This is a genomic window from Yinghuangia soli, assembly GCF_021502675.1.
Lineage (GTDB): Bacteria > Actinomycetota > Actinomycetes > Streptomycetales > Streptomycetaceae > Yinghuangia > Yinghuangia soli.
In genome coordinates, this window is record NZ_JAKFHA010000001.1 from 482,025 (window position 1) to 500,452 (window position 18,428).

Annotated in this window: 15 protein-coding genes; 6 read left to right on the forward strand and 9 right to left on the reverse strand. The window is 72.7% G+C overall.

Annotated elements, in window-relative coordinates:
- Positions 1–158: 158 nt before the first annotated feature.
- Positions 159–554 (forward strand): rodlin, encoded by a 396-nt coding sequence (locus tag LZ495_RS02035; RefSeq protein WP_235050071.1) that lies wholly within the window; start codon positions 159–161, stop codon positions 552–554.
- A 273-nt stretch (positions 555–827) separates the two neighbouring features.
- Here the strand turns inward: LZ495_RS02035 and LZ495_RS02040 are convergent, their stop codons facing one another.
- The 3 genes from LZ495_RS02040 to LZ495_RS02050 all read right to left on the reverse strand — a co-directional run bounded on the left by LZ495_RS02040 (position 828) and on the right by LZ495_RS02050 (position 2,114).
- Positions 828–1,334, reverse strand: a complete 507-nt coding sequence (locus LZ495_RS02040) for a MarR family winged helix-turn-helix transcriptional regulator (RefSeq protein ID WP_235050072.1) — start codon at positions 1,332–1,334, stop codon at positions 828–830.
- A 123-nt stretch (positions 1,335–1,457) separates the two neighbouring features.
- Positions 1,458–1,640, reverse strand: a complete 183-nt coding sequence (locus LZ495_RS02045) for a hypothetical protein (RefSeq protein ID WP_235050073.1) — start codon at positions 1,638–1,640, stop codon at positions 1,458–1,460.
- A gap of 33 nt (positions 1,641–1,673) precedes the next feature.
- Entirely contained in the window at positions 1,674–2,114 is a 441-nt protein-coding gene (locus LZ495_RS02050; protein WP_235050074.1) for a nuclear transport factor 2 family protein, read from the reverse strand.
- Positions 2,115–2,331: 217 nt separating this feature from the next.
- Between LZ495_RS02050 and LZ495_RS02055 the strand changes: the two genes are divergently transcribed.
- Positions 2,332–2,799, forward strand: coding sequence for a DUF5994 family protein (locus LZ495_RS02055; RefSeq protein ID WP_235050075.1), 468 nt, complete (start codon positions 2,332–2,334; stop codon positions 2,797–2,799).
- A 99-nt stretch (positions 2,800–2,898) separates the two neighbouring features.
- Here LZ495_RS02055 and LZ495_RS02060 read toward each other — a convergent pair whose 3' ends face one another.
- Entirely contained in the window at positions 2,899–4,266 is a 1,368-nt protein-coding gene (locus LZ495_RS02060; RefSeq protein WP_235050076.1) for a YibE/F family protein, read from the reverse strand.
- A 359-nt stretch (positions 4,267–4,625) separates the two neighbouring features.
- Here LZ495_RS02060 and LZ495_RS02065 point away from each other — a divergent pair, with 359 nt between their 5' ends.
- On the forward strand, positions 4,626–5,315 hold the full coding sequence (locus tag LZ495_RS02065) for a hypothetical protein (protein WP_235050077.1): 690 nt from the start codon (positions 4,626–4,628) through the stop codon (positions 5,313–5,315).
- Between the two features lie 51 nt (positions 5,316–5,366).
- On the opposite strand, the gene LZ495_RS02070 is transcribed toward LZ495_RS02065, so the two are convergent.
- Positions 5,367–5,843 (reverse strand): MarR family winged helix-turn-helix transcriptional regulator, encoded by a 477-nt coding sequence (locus LZ495_RS02070; RefSeq protein ID WP_235050463.1) that lies wholly within the window; start codon positions 5,841–5,843, stop codon positions 5,367–5,369.
- Between the two features lie 170 nt (positions 5,844–6,013).
- Here LZ495_RS02070 and LZ495_RS02075 point away from each other — a divergent pair, with 170 nt between their 5' ends.
- Positions 6,014–7,528, forward strand: a complete 1,515-nt coding sequence (locus LZ495_RS02075) for an MFS transporter (protein WP_235050078.1) — start codon at positions 6,014–6,016, stop codon at positions 7,526–7,528.
- Between the two features lie 150 nt (positions 7,529–7,678).
- Here LZ495_RS02075 and LZ495_RS02080 read toward each other — a convergent pair whose 3' ends face one another.
- The 3 genes from LZ495_RS02080 to LZ495_RS02090 form a co-directional block, all read right to left on the reverse strand.
- Positions 7,679–8,713 carry an RNA polymerase sigma factor SigF gene (locus tag LZ495_RS02080; protein WP_235050079.1) on the reverse strand — a complete coding sequence of 345 codons (1,035 nt, stop codon included), beginning with the start codon at positions 8,711–8,713 and terminating at the stop codon, positions 7,679–7,681.
- A gap of 601 nt (positions 8,714–9,314) precedes the next feature.
- Complete coding sequence (locus tag LZ495_RS02085; protein WP_235050080.1) at positions 9,315–12,689, reverse strand: pyruvate carboxylase; 3,375 nt, start codon at positions 12,687–12,689, stop codon at positions 9,315–9,317.
- Between the two features lie 289 nt (positions 12,690–12,978).
- On the reverse strand, positions 12,979–15,549 hold the full coding sequence (locus LZ495_RS02090; protein ID WP_235050081.1) for a carboxylate--amine ligase/circularly permuted type 2 ATP-grasp protein: 2,571 nt from the start codon (positions 15,547–15,549) through the stop codon (positions 12,979–12,981).
- Positions 15,550–15,909: 360 nt separating this feature from the next.
- Between LZ495_RS02090 and LZ495_RS44620 the strand changes: the two genes are divergently transcribed.
- Entirely contained in the window at positions 15,910–16,749 is an 840-nt protein-coding gene (locus tag LZ495_RS44620) for a (2Fe-2S)-binding protein (RefSeq protein ID WP_308267527.1), read from the forward strand.
- A gap of 211 nt (positions 16,750–16,960) precedes the next feature.
- The gene (locus LZ495_RS02105) at positions 16,961–17,533 is read left to right on the forward strand and encodes a hypothetical protein (protein WP_235050082.1); all 573 of its coding nucleotides are present in this window, start codon (positions 16,961–16,963) and stop codon (positions 17,531–17,533) included.
- 15 nt (positions 17,534–17,548) lie between these two features.
- Here the strand turns inward: LZ495_RS02105 and LZ495_RS02110 are convergent, their stop codons facing one another.
- Positions 17,549–18,337 (reverse strand): hypothetical protein, encoded by a 789-nt coding sequence (locus LZ495_RS02110; protein ID WP_235050083.1) that lies wholly within the window; start codon positions 18,335–18,337, stop codon positions 17,549–17,551.
- Positions 18,338–18,428: the final 91 nt, after the last annotated feature.

Genomic DNA, 18,428 nt, shown 5'->3' on the forward strand with positions numbered 1-18,428 from the left:
TGGGCCGACCAGGGCGGGATCTGAAGGGAATTCACCCACTCGGGAATCTGTGTGGCTTTCGGGTGAACTCCCGCAACCAAACCATTCTTTGGCTGTTAGTCAGGCTGCCGCAGCGCTAGCAGCACCCTTTACGGCAACCCATATTCGAAGGAAGTCTGATGACGAACGCTCTCAAGCGCGTGTCCGCCACCACCCTCATGGCCGCGTCGGTCCTCGGCCTGACGGCTGCCGGGGCGCCCGTGGCCATGGCTGGGGGTCAGGACGGCAACAACGCGGTCTCGTACGGCAACAGCTCCAACCAGCAGATCGCCAACACGACCAGCGGCGGCTACATGAGCCCGAACATGGCGCTCGTCCAGGGCGGCGTCGTGAACTGCTTCGGCCTGCAGAAGATCCCGGTCAACGTGCCGGTCGGCGTCATCGGCGCGGGCATCGGCGTCCAGGACGTCCTGACCGACCAGGTCAACCAGTACTGCAGCCCGAACGCGGTGCAGCAGACCGGCGACGACCCGCTGGCGCACGTCCTGCAGAGCGTCATCTCCGAGAACGGCTGACCCTACCTCCGAGGCCTCCGGCCGTTGCGCGGGAACTCCTCCACCCCCGCGCTTCTCGGGAACGGCCGGCCAGGTTGACAGGTGAGTACGCGGCGTCGGGCTTCGGCCCGGCGCCGCGTGCGCCGTTCCGCGGCCGTTTGTACGGCCGTCTCCGGTGCCGATCCCGATGCCGAACCCCGTGCGGCTTCCGGTGCCGTGCCGGGGGCAGGTGCCGGGTGCCGGGTGCGTGCCGGGTGCCGGGTGCCGGGTGCGTGCCGGGTGCCGGGTGCCGGATCAGTCCTCGGCCATCGTGGTCAGGGCCCGGGCCAGGCGGCCCAGCAGCAGCGGGAGCATCTGGCGTTCCGCATCGCCCCAGGCGGCGGTGGCCTCGCCGAGCAGGCTCGTCCACGCGTCCCAGATCAGCCGCAGCGTGGCAGTGCCCTGCGGGGTGAGCTCCAGTGTCGCGGCGCGGGCATCCTGCGGGTCGGGGGTGCGCGCCACCAGCCCGGCGGCGACCAAGTCGGCGACCTGGCGGCTGAGCGTGGTGCGGCCGATGCCCATCTGGTCGGCCAGGTCGGTCAGCCGGACGGGCTGGAAGTCGCCGATCCGGGTGAGCGCGAGCACCAGGTGGGTGGGCACGTCGACCTCGGCGGCCCGGCCCACGCGCGCGAGCAGGCGGTCGTCGCGGGCCGCGCGGACCAGGTCGCGCAGCGGCGGCACGAGCGCCGCGAGCCAGACGGCGTCGTCCGTTCCGCTCCGGGCCGGGGCGGACGGAGTTCCGGTCGTGTGTACGTCTGCCATCGGCCTGCCCTGCCTGCTCGGTGCTGCTCGGTGCTGCTCGGTACTGAAGTCCCACGTACTGCGGTACTGCGCCGCGTCGCGGTGCCGCGGCCGCAACACCCTATGCCGCCGCCCCGGCCCCGGTCAGACGCCCGCGGCGTACGTGTCGGCCGGGCGGGGCGCGCGGAGGCCGGCCAGTGCCGCCATCGTGCGCAGCAGGTGGATCTCGTCGTCGGTGAGCGTCCGGCGGCCGCCGGCCACGACGACGTCGAGCCCGGTGCCGTCGGGCGTGCCGGCGGCACCTCCCGCGCGGGGATGGTCGGTCATGGCCGGCTCCTCCGTCTTCGACTGCCCCGGAGGCTACTCCCCGGCGGCGTCGCCGATGACCGCCTCGACCGCGATCCAGTCCGGCGGCATCTGCGGCGGGGTCTTCCAGAAGATGTCGAGCTTGCTGATCAGGCCCTCGTCGTTCAGTTCGAGGTAGTTCGCGAACCGCATCGCGAGCGGCTCCTCGCCCGGCGCGTACGTGATGATCTCGACGGCCTCGTTGAAGGCGAAGCGGCCGTCCTCGCTGAGGAAAGTGAAGCGGGACTGCAGTTCGTGCTCGACCATGCGCGAGATGACGCCGGAGACGAAGGCGATGTAGTTCTCCTTGCCCCGGCAGGTGTCCGCCTCGTTGTCGCGCATGCCGATGCGCACGAAGTCGTCGGCCAGCGTGGACGCCACCAGGTCCCAGTCGTGGCTGTCGACGCCCTTCCAGAAGTCGGCGACGGTCTGTGCCCGCTTCTCGCGGTCGGTCATCTTCCGCTCCCTCCCCTGCCACCTGCCCGGCTGACGACCTGACGGACCGTCAGTGGCGCCACGCAACCATAGTTGCGCCACTTGCGCAACTATCTCCTGCGTCCGCGGAATCGGCGCAGTAGTGTGGAGAACGGCCGCGGGCCGTCGCCCGTCGGCGTACCGCCGACGGCGCCCGCGGCCGCGAGCGGCCCGCTCCGGGCCGGGCTGGACGGCACGCATGCCGACTCCCGAAAACGCGAACTCCCCCTGGGGGATCTGGGGTCCCCCGTGGTCGCCGCTGCTCCCCCGGCTGGCTCTGCTCCTGGACCGCGAGGGCATGTTCGACGGAGCGTGGTGGCCGCGCAGCGACGATGCGCAGACCGAGCTGACCGACCTGGTGACCGCGGTCGGCGCGCACATCGGACCCGTCCTGCGGATCGGCATCCACCACGCCGATTGGCGCTCGGTGCCGCAGGCCGTGCTCACCGAGGCCGCACCGGCGAAGGTGAGCCCGCTGTCGACCACCGCGCACACGGTGCACCTGGCGCACGGTCTGGAGGACCACGTGCTGCTGCTGGTCGTGCCGCCGGACACCGACGAGGCGACCGCGGCCGCGGCCATGGCCCGGGCGGCGTCGGCCGGCAACCGCGCCACGGCCGCCGACCTTCTCGCCGGACGCGAGAACGGGGCGCGGCCCGCGGACTGACGGACTCCCGGCGGTCGGAACTAGTCGGGCCGAGTCGGGCCGGGTCGGGTCGGGCCGAGTCAGCCGATGCAGGCCGAGTCGGACCTCGGACCTCAGCCCTCAGACCGAGGCGGAGTGCTTGTGCTTGCGCCGCGCGCCGCGGCCGCGCGGGGCGGCGTGGCCGTGGTGCCCGGACGCCTGCGGCACGCGCTCGCGCGCCGCGACGACCGCGGCCAGGGCCGTCGTCAGCGGCACGGACGCGACCAGGCCGATGCTGCCGACCAGGGTGCGGATCACTTCCTCGGCCACGATCTCGCTGGTGAGCAGGCCGTTCACGGCGAGGTCGGAGCCGGAGAAGAGGAGCAGCAGCGGCAGCGAGGCGCCCGCGTACGCCAGGACCAGGGTGTTGACGGTCGAGGCGATGTGGTCGCGGCCGATGCGCACGCCCGCGCGGTACAGGTCGCGGGCCCGCAAGGCCGGGTTGGCGTGCTTGAGTTCCCATACCGCGGACGTCTGCGTGACGGTCACGTCGTCCAGGACGCCGAGCGAGCCGATCACCACACCGGCGAGCAGCAGGCCGCGTACGTCCACTTCGGCGTGCAGTGCGCGCACCATCGTGGCTTCCTCGGACGCCATGCCGCTCAGCCGGGTCAGCCCGATGAACACCTCGCCGAGCACCCCGATCAGCGCGAGGCTCACCAGGGTCCCGAGCACCGCGATCGAGGTGCGCGCGCTGAAGCCGTGGCACAGGTAGAGGGTGACGAGCATGATCGCGGACGCCCCGACGACGGCCACCGGAAGCGGCGAGCTGCCCTGCAATATCGCGGGCAGCACGAACCACACCAGGACCGCGAAGCTGCCCGCCAGGCCGACCAGCGCCATCAGGCCGCGCCACCGCCCGACCGCGACGACGGCGAGGGCGAAGATCCCGGCCAGCCACAGCATCGGCTTGTCGCGCTGGTAGTCGACGATGGTCCACTGCGCTTCGGGCGGCGCGTTCTCGGCGTAGTCGAGGACGACCTTGTCGCCGACCTTGAGGCCGGCGAGCCCGGCGCCGGGCGAGATCAGCTGGCGGACGGTCGTGCCGCGGCCGGGGCCTTTGGCGACGTCGACGGCGACCGAGGTGCAGTTGCGCGGTGCGGCCGGGGCCGGGGCGGCGTTCTGGGGCGGAGTCCCCGGGGCACCCGCGGCTCCCGACGCGGCGTCAGGAGGCGTACCGGGGGCGGCCGCCGGGTCGGCCCCGGGGGTGGTCTCCGGCGTCGTTCCCGGGTTCGTTCCCGGCGCGGCTCCCGGGACGCCGGTGCCGTCCGCGCCCGAGACCCCAGGGTCGCAGGACACCGCGGCGGTCGCGGTGACCTCACCGTACGCGGTCTCGACGCCTTGCGTGGCCTTCCCGTTGCGGTGCCGGTCGGTGTCGTGGGAGGGCCACATGAGGTACATGGCGACGGCCACCGCGAGGGCGAACGGGATGAGCACCATGGCCAGCATGCGGCGTACCCGTGAAGACGCGGGCGCGGCGGGACCGTGGCCATGACCATGCCCGGCGTGGCCGTGCCCCTGACCGGCGTGGCCGTGGGTGCCGTCGGCGCCCCGGCTTTGCGTCGGTATGCCCCCGGAGCCGCCTCGCGGGCGCCTCGGGTCGGCGGCGCGGTCGTCGGTCATGGCGGCCTCCGGAGTGGGGGGCCGACACTTTCTCGTACCGGGTGCGCGGCGGGCAAGTCATCTCGATCATCGCAATCCACCGCGCGGCGCGGGCGTTCCGTTCCGGGTCGGGCTCCCGCAGGGGCTCTGGTCCTGCTAGGAAGGTCGCAGACACCCGGTCGGCATAAGGACAGAAGAGCAACTGCATGCTGCAGAACACGTCAACGAAGACGTTGCGCCGCGTCGCGGCCGTCACCATCGCCGTGGGCGCCCTGGCCGTGGCCGCGCCGTTCACGGTACGTGCGGTGCCCGGCCTGCAGGACGACCCGCAGCCGGTCCTCGCCGACACCGGCGCGACCGGCAAGGACCCGGCGATCCTCACCGCGGGTGTCGCGATGCTGCTGGGCGGCGCGGCGGTCGTCGGCGTGGTCCGGGTACGCGCGGCGCGGGCCGCGGCCGCGGAGGACGACCTCGACGAGGACTGGGACGACGACTGGGACGACGAACTGGACGACGAGGAGGACGAGGCGGCCGCAGAGGCTGCACCGGCCTTGCCTTCATCGCCATCGGCGCAGTCGTCACCGGCATCTGCCGCCGCCGGGTCGGAACCGGCTGACGCTCCGGCGCCGGACGCCGGGAAGACCGCGGGCAGCCGGGCGGAAGAAGCCGAACCCGACGCCCCGGAAGCGGAAGCGAAGCGGGCAGCCGAACCAGAGCCCGACACCGCCCCGGCCTCCGACGCTGCTTCCGGAGCCGACTCCGCTGCCGCTCCCGACGCCGGCCCGGATGCCGCGTCGGACTCGGATGCGGAAGCCGAAGCCGATGTCGACACCGACACCAACCCCGAGACCGACGCACCCGAGTCCCGGAAGCCGGACGGCCCCGCCTCCGCCTGACCGCCGGGGGCAGCGCGCGGCCCCCGGCTCGTCCGCTATTCGGCGCGTCCCCTATTCGGTGCGTGCTCCGGCCGCCAGGTCGGGGCGCGGCCAGGGGTTGCCCTGCAGGTCCTCGATGGAGCGGTTGAACCGGGCCAGGACGTCGAGGAGTTCGCGGCGCTCCGCGTCGCTCCAGTTCGCGACCACGCGTTCGACGCCGCGGCAGTAGCGCTCGCGGTCCGCGGCCAGCCGCCGGCGGCCTTCATCGGTGGCGCGGAGCTTGCGGGCGAGTCCGCCGTCCGGGTCGACGATGCGTTCCGCGAGTCCGCCGCGCAGCAGGGCGGCGACCTGGCGGTTGACGGTCGAGGTGTCCAGGCTGAAGGCGTCGGCGAGTTGGCCGATGGACATCGGGCCTTCGTCCTCGAGCCGGCTGATGAGCAGGTACGCCGAGCGTTCCAGCGGGTGCCCCTCGGCATTGCGGTTGACCATCACCTGATGCCGGGCCAGGAGCATGCACTCGCGCTCGATCTGGGCCAGCACGTGGTCCAGCACGTCGTCCTCCCTCGGATCGCCTATTGCCGCAACGTGTACCGGATCTGCGGCGTTCCGGTCATTTTCCCGTCTCTTGGCCCCACCTGAATATGCACGATACACACTATGTGTATCGTGCATACCGAACGACCTCCCGCCGCCTCGGCCGGGACAGCCTCGGAGGGCAGATGACCGCCGCACCTTCCGCCGGCGACGCGACCGCGCCGCCGGCCCACGACGCAGCCGCCGGACGTGCCGGCCCCGGCGTGATCGTCACCGTTCTCGCCTTCTGCGGCATCGTCGTCTCGCTGATGCAGACGCTCGTCGTCCCGCTGCTCACCGACCTGCCGCAACTGCTCGACACCTCGGCGTCCAACGCCTCGTGGGTGATCACCGCGACGCTGCTCTCCGGTGCGGTGTTCACGCCGGTGATGGGCCGGCTGGGCGACATGTACGGCAAGCGGCGCATCCTCGCGCTCTGCCTGGGGCTGCTGACCGTCGGCTCGTCGATCTGCGCGCTCAGCGACACCATCGGCCCGATGATCGTCGGACGCCTGCTCCAGGGCGCGTCGTTCGGTGTCATCGCGCTCGGCATGAGCCTGATGCGCGACGAGCTCCCGCCCGCGAAGCTGGGCCCGAGCGTCGCCCTGATGAGCGCCACGCTCGGCATCGGCGGCGCGGTCGGCCTGCCGATCGCCGCCGTGGTCGCGCAGAACGCCGACTGGCACATGCTGTTCTGGGGCGCGGCGGTCCTGGGGGCCGTCGACATCGTCCTGGTCCTGCTCCTCGTCCCGGAGTCGCCGGTACGCACGCCCGCCCGCTTCGACTTCGTCGGGATGCTCGGCCTCTCGGCCGGGCTGGTCGCGCTGCTCCTTGCCCTGTCCAAGGGCTCCGACTGGGGTTGGGGCAGCGCGACGACGCTCGGCCTGATCCTTGCCGCGCTGCTCGTCCTGCCGCTCTGGGGCTGGATCGAACTGCGCACCCCCGCACCGCTGGTGGACCTGCGCATCAGTGCCCGTCCGCAGGTTCTCTTCACCAACCTCGCGTCCATCGTCATCGGATTCTCGATGTACGCGCAGTCGCTGGTCTTCCCGCAGATCCTGATGCTGCCGGAGTCGACCGGTTTCGGGCTCGGCAAGTCGATGGTGGTCACCGGTCTGGTGATGGCCCCGGCGGGCTTGGTGATGATGTTCGTGTCGCCGCTCTCCGCGAAGCTGTCCGCCGCCAAGGGCCCGAAGGTCTCGCTGTTCATCGGCAGCGCCATCACGGCACTCGGCTACCTGCTCGCGATCCTCATGCTGGACGCGGTCTGGAAGATCATCCTGGTCACCTGCGTCGCCACGGTCGGCTGCGCGTTCGCCTACTCGGCGATGCCGGCCCTGATCATGCAGGCCGTCCCTCCGCAGCAGACCGGCGCCGCGACAGGGCTCAACACCCTGATGCGCTCGATCGGCACCTCGACCTCTGCGGCCGTCGTCAGCATGATCCTGGCGTCCATGACCATGGACCTGGGCCCGCGCACGATCCCGTCCCTGGACGGGTTCAAGGCGGGCCTGTGGACCGGCTTCGCCGCCGCGGTCCTGGGCGCGCTCGCCACCCTCCTCATCCCCGGCCGCGGCTCCGCCGCTTCCGGCGAATCCCCGGTGGCGGCTCCGGTCCCGGCCAAGGACCACCCCGCCCCGGCCGCGACCCCGGCCGCCTGATCCGGGCCCCTGATCCGGGCCCCTGATCCGGGCCCCTGATCCGGGCCGGGCCCGGTCTGCGGACTCTGTACGCCTGCTGCTCGCAACGCACGTGTGGCCGCCGACCCTTGCGGGTCGGCGGCCACACGCCGTCTCGCGGTTCGCCGCGGCTCAGTTCGGGACCATCAGGCGCTCTCTGAGGGAGGCGAGGGTGCGGGCCAGGAGGCGGGAGACGTGCATCTGGGAGATGCCGACGCGTTCGCCGATCTGGGCCTGGGTGAGGTTTCCGTAGAAGCGCATCACGAGGATGGCCCTTTCGCGGCCCGGGAGTTCGGCGAGGAGGGGACGCAGGGCCTCGCGGTATTCGACGAGGTCGAGCTCGTGGTCCTCGGCACCCAGGCGGTCGCCGACGGTCTCCTGGCCTTCGGCGTCGCCGTACGCGGTCTCGTCGAGGGACGTGGCCGTGTACACCGTGCAGGCGTCCAGGCCCTCGACGACTTCTTCCTCGGTGATGCCGATGCGTTCGGCGAGTTCGCGCGGGGTCGGGGTGCGGCCCAGCGTGGCGGTGAGCTCGTCCGTGGCCCGGAGGAGCTCGGTGCGCAGTTCGCGGAGTCGGCGGGGCACCCGGACGGACCAGGAGGTGTCCCGGAAGAAACGTTTGATCTCGCCGATGATCGTGGGCATCGCGTAGGCCATGAAGCTGCTGCCCCGGTCGGCCTCGTAGCGGTCGATGGCCTTGATCAGGCCGATGGTGCCGACCTGGACGATGTCCTCGACCGGCTCGCCGCGGCGCCGGTAGCGGCCGGCGGCGTGCCGGACCATCGGGAGGTTGAGCTCGACCAGCAGGCCGCGCACGTAGCTGTGCTGCGCGGTGCCCGGTTCCAGGGTGGCGAGCCGGGCCAGCAGCCCGTCGCCGGCCTCGCGGGCCAGCGGGGTGGGCAGGTGGTTGAGCAGTTGCGGGTACGCGAGCAGCTCGTCGATGTCGAGCGTCGATCCTGTGCGGACCGGCGACAGCTGGTCGGCCGGTGCGGGCGGGACGACGGTCGCCGCGACGGATGGTGCGGCGGCGGCCGCGGTGGCTGCCGGGTGTGCCGCGGGGTCGGCAGAGTGGTCGGCAGCGGGCACGCTCGCGGGCTCGGTCGCCACGGCTGCGGGGCGTTTGCCCCGCCGGGCCACGGCGGCGTCGTACTCGAGGCGCACAGCCATACAGGTCTCCAAAACCGGACGGACAGACACCGAAACCCCGAGTGGACACTGAGTCTGTGACGCCGGACACGTAAGGGCAAGAGGCCCGACGGGTTACGGAAGTGTCCAAAACACCACAAAACCCCCTTCTACGGGCGTTAACGCGCGCAAGGAGCGTCCGAAAAACTGATGAGACGCCGTTCATTCGGCCTAATGTCCGCTTATCGGAACCGCCGAATGGGAGTGCCGGGCCGAGAGGCAGGGGGCGTCCGAAATCAAACGCTTCGCGTGCGGCGATGAACGTCACATATCGGGCAACGTGTTGGTTTGCCGCGACGGGCGGCACGATGCCGGGCCGCGCGGCTTGGCGCGGGGCCGCGCGGGTTTCGCTCGATGCGGCGCGGGCGCGGGGCGAACGCGGGCGCGGGGCGAACGCGACGTGGGCTCAGCTTGAGCTCGGGGCACGACGCGGGATCGGCGTCGCCGAGTACGCCGAAGGGCGGTGCGCTGTGTGCGCACCGCCCTTCGGCGGTAGTTCCGCCGCTGTGCGGCTGTGCGTCGACCTGGGCGAACCCGGGTGCGGACTGCGTCGGCCAAGGGTCGGCCGACGGTCAGCGGAAGGTCAGCCGACGACGACGAGCAGGTCGCCGGCCTCGACGGAGGCGACCTTGTCGATGGCGAGCCGTTCGACCGTGCCGGAGGCCGACGCGGTGATGGAGGCCTCCATCTTCATCGCCTCGATGGTGGCCACCGCCTGGCCGGCCTCGACCTGGTCGCCGACGCCGACCTGGAGCGTGACGACGCCGCTGAAGGGTGCGGCGACGTGGCTCGGGTTGTCCGGGTTGGCGCGCTCGCTTTCCGGGCGGGCGGGCTTGACGGACCGGTCGCGGACGGACAGCACGCGGGGCTGGCCGTTCATGCGGCAGTAGACCGTGCGGTAGCCGCGCTCGTCGGCTTCGCCGATGGCCTCGACGGCGAGGTAGATCGCGACACCGGTGGCGAGTTCCACGGTGAGTTCCTCGCCCGGCTTGAGGCCGTGCAGGAACGCCGGGGTCGGGACCACCGAGACGTCGCCGTAGAGCCGGCGGGCCTCTTCGTAGTCGCGGGCCGGGCCCGGGAACAGCAGCCGGTTGAGGGTGCCGCGCACGTCGTCGCCGTCGAGGGCGGCGTCCTGCTCGGCGGACAGTTCGACGGTGCGGGACACCGTGGTGCTGCGGCCGGCCAGGGCCCGGGAGCGGAACGGCTCGGGCCAGCCGCCGGGCGGCGTGCCCAGCTCGCCTTGGAGGAAGCCGATGACGCTGTCCGGGATGTCGAACGCGGCGGGGTCGTCCTCGAACTTGGCCGGGTCGGCGCCGACCGCGCTCAGGTGGAGGGCGAGGTCGCCGACCACCTTGGAGGACGGGGTGACCTTGACGATGTTGCCGAGGATCGCGTTGGCCGCGGCGTACGCGTCCTCGATCTGCTCGAACTTGTGGCCGAGGCCGAGGGCGATGGCCTGCTGGCGGAGGTTCGACAGCTGGCCGCCGGGGATCTCGTGCCGGTAGACGCGGCCGGTCGGTGCGGGCAGGCCCGATTCGAACGGCGCGTACACCTCGCGGACCGCGGCCCAGTAGGGCTCCAGGTCGCATAGGGCGTCCAGGGAGAGCCCGGTGGCGCGCTCGGTGTGGTCGGTGGCGGCGACGATCGCGGACAGCGGCGGCTGGCTGGTGGTGCCGGCCAGGGCCGCGGAGGCGCCGTCGACCGCGTCCACGCCGGCCTCGATGGCGGCGAGGTAGGTGGCGAGCTGGCCGCCCGCGGTGTCGTGCGTGTGCAGGTGGACGGGCAGGTCGAAGTTCTCGCGCAGCGCGGTGACGAGCGTGCGTGCGGCGGGGGCGCGCAGCAGGCCGGCCATGTCCTTGATGCACAGCACGTGCACGCCCGCCTCGACCAGTTGCTCCGCGAGCCGCAGGTAGTAGTCGAGGGTGTAGAGCGTCTCGTCGGGGTTCGCGAGGTCGCCGGTGTAGCAGAGGGTGCCTTCGGCGATGGCGTGCGTGCCGAGGGTCGCCTCGATGGCCGGGCGCATGGCTTCGATGTCGTTGAGCGCGTCGAAGATGCGGAAGATGTCGATGCCGGTGCGGGCGGCCTCTTCGACGAACTTCACGCACACCTTGTCGGGGTACGGGGTGTACCCGACGGTGTTGCGGCCGCGCAGCAGCATCTGCAGGTTGAGGTTCGGCATGGCCTCGCGCAGCGTGCCGAGCCGCTCCCAGGGGTCTTCGGTGAGGAAGCGGAGCGCGACGTCGTAGGTCGCGCCGCCCCAGGCCTCGACGCTGAGCAGCTGCGGCGTCAGCCGGGCCACGTGCGGTGCCGCGGCGGCCAGGTCGAAGGTGCGGACCCGGGTCGCGAGGAGCGACTGGTGGGCGTCGCGGAAGGTGGTGTCGGTGACGGCGAGCGCGGTCTGCGCGCGCAGTGCCTCGGCGAAGCCCTTGGCGCCGAGCGCGAGGAGCTGCTGGCGGCCGCCGTCCGGGGCGGACCCGGCCGGGAGTTCGGGCAGCTTGGTGCGCGGCGTGGCGAGCGCGGGGGCGGGGCCGTGCGGGCGGTTGACGGTGACGTCCGCGAGGTACGCGAGGAGGCGCGTGCCGCGGTCCGCGCCGGCGCGGGCGCGGAGCAGGTCGGGGCGGTCCTCGATGAAGGACGTGGTGACCTTGCCGTCCCGGAACTCGGCGTCGTCGAGGACGGCCTGCAGGAACGGGATGTTGGTGGCCACGCCGCGGATCCGGAACTCGGCGACCGCGCGCCGCGCCCGGGCCACCGCGTCGCCGAACGTCCGGCCGCGGCAGGTCAGCTTGACCAGCATGGAGTCGAAGTACGGCAGTACCTCGGCGCCGGTGAAGGTGCCGCCGTCGAGGCGCACGCCCGCGCCGCCCGGCGAGCGGTAGGCGGAGACGGTGCCGGTGTCGGGGCGGAACTCGAGGGCCGGGTCCTCGGTGGTGATGCGGCACTGCAGCGCGGCGCCCTGGACGCGGATGGCGTCCTGGGACAGGCCCAGTTCGGCGAACGTCGCGCCGGAGGCGATGCGCAGCTGGGACTGCACGAGGTCGATGCCGGTCACCTCTTCGGTGACGGTGTGCTCGACCTGGATGCGCGGGTTCATCTCGATGAAGACGTAGCGGCCGCGCTCGTCGAGGAGGAACTCGACGGTGCCGGCGTTGCGGTAGCCGATGGTCTCGGCGAAGCGCACCGCGTCGGCGCACATGCGGGCCCGGATGTCCGGGTCCAGGTGCGGCGCGGGGGCGATCTCGACGACCTTCTGGTGGCGCCGCTGCACCGAGCAGTCGCGCTCGTACAGGTGCACGACGTTGCCGGCCGCGTCGGCGAGGACCTGGACCTCGATGTGCCGCGGGCGGATCACCGCCTCTTCGAGGAAGACGGTCGGGTCGCCGAAGGCGGTCTGCGCCTCGCGCATCGCGGTCTCGATCGCGCTGCGCAGGTCTTCGCGCCGGTCGACGCGGCGCAGGCCGCGCCCGCCGCCGCCGGCCGCGGCCTTGACGAAGATCGGGAAGCCGATCTCGTCGGCGGCGGCGAGCAGCGCGTCGATGTCGTCCTGCGGGTCGGCGGTGCGCAGCGTGGGCAGGCCGGCCGACTTGGCGGCCTCCAGTGCGCGGACCTTGTTGCCGGCCAGGGACAGGACGTCGGCGTTGGGGCCGACGAACTGGATGCCGTTGGCCTCGCAGGCCTCGGCGAGCAGCGGGTTCTCGGACAGGAAGCCGTAGCCCGGGTAGATGGCGTCCGCACCGCACGCGAGCGCGGCGTTGACGATGGTGTCGACATCCAGATAGGCGCGCAGCGGGTGGCCGCGTTCGCCGATCTCGTAGCTCTCGTCTGCTTTCTGACGGTGGAGCGAGTGGCGGTCTTCATACGCGTAGACGGCCACGGTGGTGATGTCCAGCTCGGTTGCGGCACGCAGCGCCCGCACGGCGATCTCGCCGCGGTTGGCCACCAGCAACTTGCGGATCACGAGCTACCTACCCTCCTTGCCCGGTCGCCCGGGGATTCCGGTCGGAATGCCCCGAACCATAGGACAGATGTACTGGTCCCCCGCAGGTCGGTCCCATATGCCGGGCACCGTGCGTGATTGCGGAGCAACAGCGCTGACCAGCGGGAACATTGTTCCCTCACAGGTCGTAAGCGGTTCTGTGAGCTTGGTCTCAACGCGCCGGGGACTGTGCGGGACGACAAATATTGCGGGCGCCGGGGCTGCGCACCGCACAATCCACGGGGCGGTTCAGGGGGACCGGGGGCTGCGGTCAGCGCATGATCCAGGTGTCCTTGGCGCCGCCGCCGCGGAGGGAGTGGACGAGGAGGCTGCGGCAGGGGGCCGACCGGGTGAGGGCGACGGGCAGGACGGTCGCGCTGCCGGACTGGCAGACGAAGGCGCGCAGGTCGACGGCGCGGGGTTCGAAGCGCTCGCCGGTGAAGGTGGGGTGGGTGGAGAGCGGCACGGTCTCCTGGGCGACCCAGCGGCGCGGGGCGGCGGCGATGTCGGCGCGGGCCTGTTTGAGTTCGGCGTCGGTGGCGTCGGGGCCGATGAGGACGCCGTTGCCGCCGGCTCCGTCGACGGGTTTCACGACGAGCCGGTCGATGTGGTCGAGCACGTGGGCGCACTCGTCGGGGTCGCCGCACATGTAGGTGCGTACGGAGCGCAGGAGCGGCTGCTCGCCGAGGTAGTACTCGATGAGGCGGGGCACGAAGGCGTACAGGACCTTGTCGTCGGCGACGCCGTTGCCGAGGGCGTTGGCGACGGCGACCTTGCCGGCGCGTACCGCGTCGAGGAGGCCGGGGCCGAGGGGGCGGCGGTCGGCGCCGAGGGCGGCGACGAGGCGGTCTTCGTCGATGCGCCGGTAGAGGACGTCGACGGGGTAGGCGCCGTAGCGGCCGCCCATGACGACCACGCGGTCGTCGACTATGCGGAGTTCGCCGGGGGTGACCACCGGGACGCCCATCTCGGTGGCGAGGAGCTTGTGCTCGAACCAGGCGGGGCTGTCCGGGCCTTCGCTGAGGACGGCGACGACGGGGTCGCGTTCGGAGCGGCGCGGGGCCGCGGCGAGGAGGGCTCCTTTGAGCAGGCTGGGGACTTGATCGGGCGTCAGGACCAGGTCGCCGGGCTCCAGTTCGGGCAGGACCACGGTGGAGAGGCGGCGGGCGGCGAGGGCGTACGCGATGCCGGAGGGGGTGCGGAGGTTGTCCTCGAGGACCATCCAGTGGCCGTCGCCGTCGCGGACGAGGTCGATGCCGGCGAGGGTGATGCGGACGGTGTCGGCGGGTACGCGGGCGCCGGTGTCGCGCAGTCCGGGGGCGTCCTCGACGACCCAGGCGGGCACGATGCGGTCGCGGACGGCCATGCGGTCGCCGTGCACGTCGTGCAGGAACGCTTCGAGGGCGGAGACGCGCTGGGCGAGGCCGCGGCGCAGCAGGGACCAGTCTTCGCCGTCGACCATGCGCGGGAGCAGGTCGTAGGGGAACAGGCGTGGCTCGTCGGCGCCTTCGGGCCGGAAGAGGGTGCCGTCGACGCGCTGGAGTTCGTCGCGGGCGCGGGCGCGTACCCGCAGGCGGGCGGCGCCGAGGCGGGCGAGGGCGGCGACGGGGCCGGCATAGGCGGGGCGTACCCGGCCGTCGGGGCCGACGGCTTCGTCGGTGGGGGCTGCGTAGCCCTCGAAGAGTCCGGGGGTGCGCTGGGCGGGGATGGTGCCGCCGAGCGGCCATACCGGGGTGGTGCGGGTCTGGCCGACGACGAGGTCGACGGCGTCGGCGAGCGAGCCGCCGCGGGCGACGGCTTCGCGCTGCCGGGCGGCGGAGGTGCCGTGGGCGAGGACGGCGAGGGCCGCGGCGGACATCTCGTCCCAGTCGCCGAGGTCTTCGAGGTAGGGCCGCAGGGTTTCCAGGAGCTGGTGCACGACCTCGCCTGCGGGGGCGGCGTCCAGGCGTACGGGGTCGACGAGTTCGCCTTCGAGTCCGGAGCGGGCGGCGCGCCAGGTGGCGGCGCGGAGCCATTCGTCGCGCATGTGCGGGGGGCGGGTGCCCTTGGCGGCGTTCGTGCAGCCGCGGACGACCAGGGCGCGGAAGAGGCCGGCGATGAGGAGGACGTCGTCGACGTTGGGGCAGGCGTCGGTGATGCGGAGTTCGAGGGTGGGCAGGTGGCGTGAGGGGCGGACGTCGTAATAGACCATGCCGGGGTCGCTGATCACGCCGGACCGGAGCAGCCCTTCGACCATCTCGTCGTATTCGGCGGCGGAGGAGAAGCTCCCGGCGGGGCCGGTGGTGGGCCAGCGCTGCCACACGCTGGTGCGCCAGCTGGCGTAGCCGGTGTCGGTGCCGAGCCAGTAGGGCGAACTCGCGGAGATGGCGAGCAGGACCGGTAACCAGGGGGCGAGCCAGGGCAGCGCGGCGACGGCGAGGTCGCGGTCGGACACGCCGACGTGGACTTGGGCGCCGCAGATGAGCTGCTCGTGGGCGACGCGCTGGTAGGCGTCGACCATGTGCAGGTAGCGCGCGTCGGGGGTGACCGAGATTTCCTCGATGCGGGCCAGCGGCACGGTCCCGGCGGCCACGATCGCCAGGCCGGACTGCTCGGCGGCGTCGGCGAGTTCGCGGCGCGACCGGACGAGGTCGTCGCGCAGCTCGGCGAGGCCGGTGTGCGGATGGCTGTTGGTCTCCACCACGGACTGCTGCAGCTCGGCGGTGAACCCCTTGCCCGGCAGGCGCTCCAGCACTTCACGGGCGCCCGGTACGAGATGCCTGGTGTCGAGCCCGACGAGGTGGAATTCCTCCTCGACCCCGACCGTCACTGCGCGCGTCGCACCTGCACTGCCGCCGCCCATTACCGCAGCGTAAGGCCCGTGTGTTACAGGCATATGTCAGAGTTGATCAGTGTTATGACGTTGCGTCAGCATACAGGCGGGTTCATTGACGCTGAGTGAGAACGAAGGGCTGGAGCCGTGCACGCGCCGCCGCGGAACCCCTCCCCCATCGCATTCGTTATGGCTGCAAGGGACCCACCCGCTTTACAAACACCTGACTCCCTTTTCCACCACCCGTGACATACGCCGCCCCGCCAGGCCCAGGCCCGCCCCGCCAGGCCCAGGCCCAGGCCCGCCCGGCCCAGGCCCGCTCGGGCCGCCAGGCCCGCCAGGCCCGCTCGGGCCGCCAGGGCAGCCCGGCCCGCCCGGTAGGTTCGGCGGGTGCCTCCGTCTGACGTGCCACCCCCCGCCCAGCCACCCGCGGCCGCGCCTGCACCCGCGTCCGGGCACGCGCCCGGGCCCGCGTCCGGCCGCCCCGACGCCGCGCAGATCCAAGGCGCCCTCGCCGACTGGTGTCCCGAGTACCGCCCCCAACTGCTCCCCTCCCCCGCCGACACCGCCGTCCCCGCCTCCGCCGTGCTCGACGCCGCCTGGCTGGCCGACCGGGTCGCCGAGTCCGCGCGCCGCTACCGCACCGCCGACGCCCGCGTCGCGGCCGTGCTCTGGTGGTACTCCGCGAGCAGCGTCCTGCTCACCCCCGCCCTCGCCTCGTACGCCATCACCCGCTGGGCCGTCGACCCGCGCCCCGCCGCCACCGTGCTCCACCTGCGCCGGGACGGACTGCCGTCCGGCGCCCGGTCGTCCGCCGTCGCGGGCAGCGATCCCGCCGAGGTCGGGACGGCGCTCGGCGAGGCGCTCCGCTCCTACGTCACCGCGCTGTCCGCCGCCGCCCCCGTGCGCCCGCGCGCCGCCTGGGCGATCGGGGTCGACGCCGCGGCCGGCGTCCTGCTCCGCGCCGGGACGGTGATCGGCGAGGCTCCCCGGGCGACCGCCCTCGCCGCGCCGCTCTTCGCCGCAGCGTCCGAAGCGGTCGGCGAGCCGCTCCCGCCCCCGCGCTACGTCGACTTCGGCCGCACCCGGTTCGTGCACCGCACCTCCTGCTGCCTCATCTACCGCGCCCCCGGCCAGGCGATGTGCACAAGCTGCCCGGGCCGCCCGCCGGCCGAACGCACCGCGGATCTGGCGCAATTGGCGTCGCGGATGGGCGGCGGACGCGGCTGACCCGGCGGATGATCCGGAGGCTGATCCGGAGACTGACCCAGTGGCTGATCTGGCGGCTGATCCGCCGGCGGGCCGGCACCTGATCCACCCTGATCCAGCGGGTCATCCAACGCCTGATCCAGCGCCTGATCCAGCGCCTGATCCATTGTCCGCGGCGGCGCGGTGCCGGACCATGAGATCCGGGCGTGCGAGCGGCAGGGGGGTGTCGGCGTTGGATGCTCGTCAGCAGCCGGGCCACGGGGCGACGTGGCAGCGGGACAGCGACGAGGCGCTGATCCGCGAGGCGGCCGAGGCGCGGGCAGCGGCCGCCGAGGCGCGCCGCACCGGCCGCGTCATCGCCGGGCAGCAGCTGTGGAAGATGCTCCTGGTGAACGGCCCGTACGGTACGCGCTACGTGTACGTCCACCGCGTGGACGTCCCGCCCGCCGACGTCCTCCCCGACCCCGTCGCGCCGCACCGGTGGGCCGCCGCCGAACCCCTTGACGCCTACACCCTCGACGCCGCGCTGCGCGAGCTGAGCCGATGGGCGAACGCGCCGGTGCGCTGGGAGGTCGCCGCCTGGGAGGCCCTGGAGGCGGAGTCCGGTACGCGGCTCGCGCTGTGGTGGGAGGCGCTGTTTCCGGACTCGGACGTGTTCTCCTCGTACCCGTGGTCGCGCACCGCAACCACCCCGCCGCGCCCGAGCAGTCCTCCCGCCTCCGCACCGACGACGCCGGGGGCGACTCCGGGGGCGACGCACCACACCAGCCATGGCGCACACCACAGTTGCGGTGCGTCGTTCTGAGCGAAGCTCCCGGCGTCAGCGCGTCGGGAACACCGGGTTAAGCGGCGCAAGGACAGGTTGCGGGATCCCCAACTCGCTGTATTCGATGCTGCGTTCGCGTGATCCGGTGAAGATGGCCCGGGACGGGAGGATCGCTTCGCCGGTGAGGTGCACGGTGAGTTCACCGCCCTGGGCGCGGCCCTTCAAGGCGGTGACCGGGCCCTGCCCCTCGGCCTGGACGGTCACCTTCTCCGGACGTCCGTCCCAGCTGGTCAGCACGAATTCGGGCACCGACTGCTCCAGCAGCACTTCGAACGCGTCGAAGTTCGGGTCCACGGTGGCGGCAACGTACCGGTCGCCGAGCTGCTGGGCGTCGCTCTCCGGCCACCCGAGATCCATCCAGTACGCCATCGACGCGCTCACCCACGCGTCCGGCCCGATCCGGACGATGTCGCGTGTGAACCGGCCGGAGACGACAATGGCCGTGTACGTGTTCTCGCGCGGGTTGTAGCCGGCGTCCACGAGGCTGATCCCGCTCCGCGCGTCCGGCCCGATCCGGATCCGCAGGCCTTGCAGGTCGGCGACGGCGAGCCGGGCGCGGCGCAGGAGTTCGGCGGCGTCCAGCGCGTCGGGGCGTACACCGCCGCCAGGCGCACCGGACACGGGCGGCGTGGTGCCGCGGCCGGGGGCAGGGGCGGTCACCGGGGCCGTGGCGGTGGGCCAGCGGTCCGGGAACGCGTCGTTCCGGTTCTCGAACCTGCTGCAGCCGGTCAGGACACTCAGCAAGCCCGCCAGAGCGAGCCCCACCGAAACGCCGCGACGCATTGCGCCCCCTCGATCTTGTGCCCCCGTGGTGCCGGACTGTGCCGAGCCGAGCCGAGCTGTGCCGAGCCGAGCTGTGCCGAACTGTGCCGAG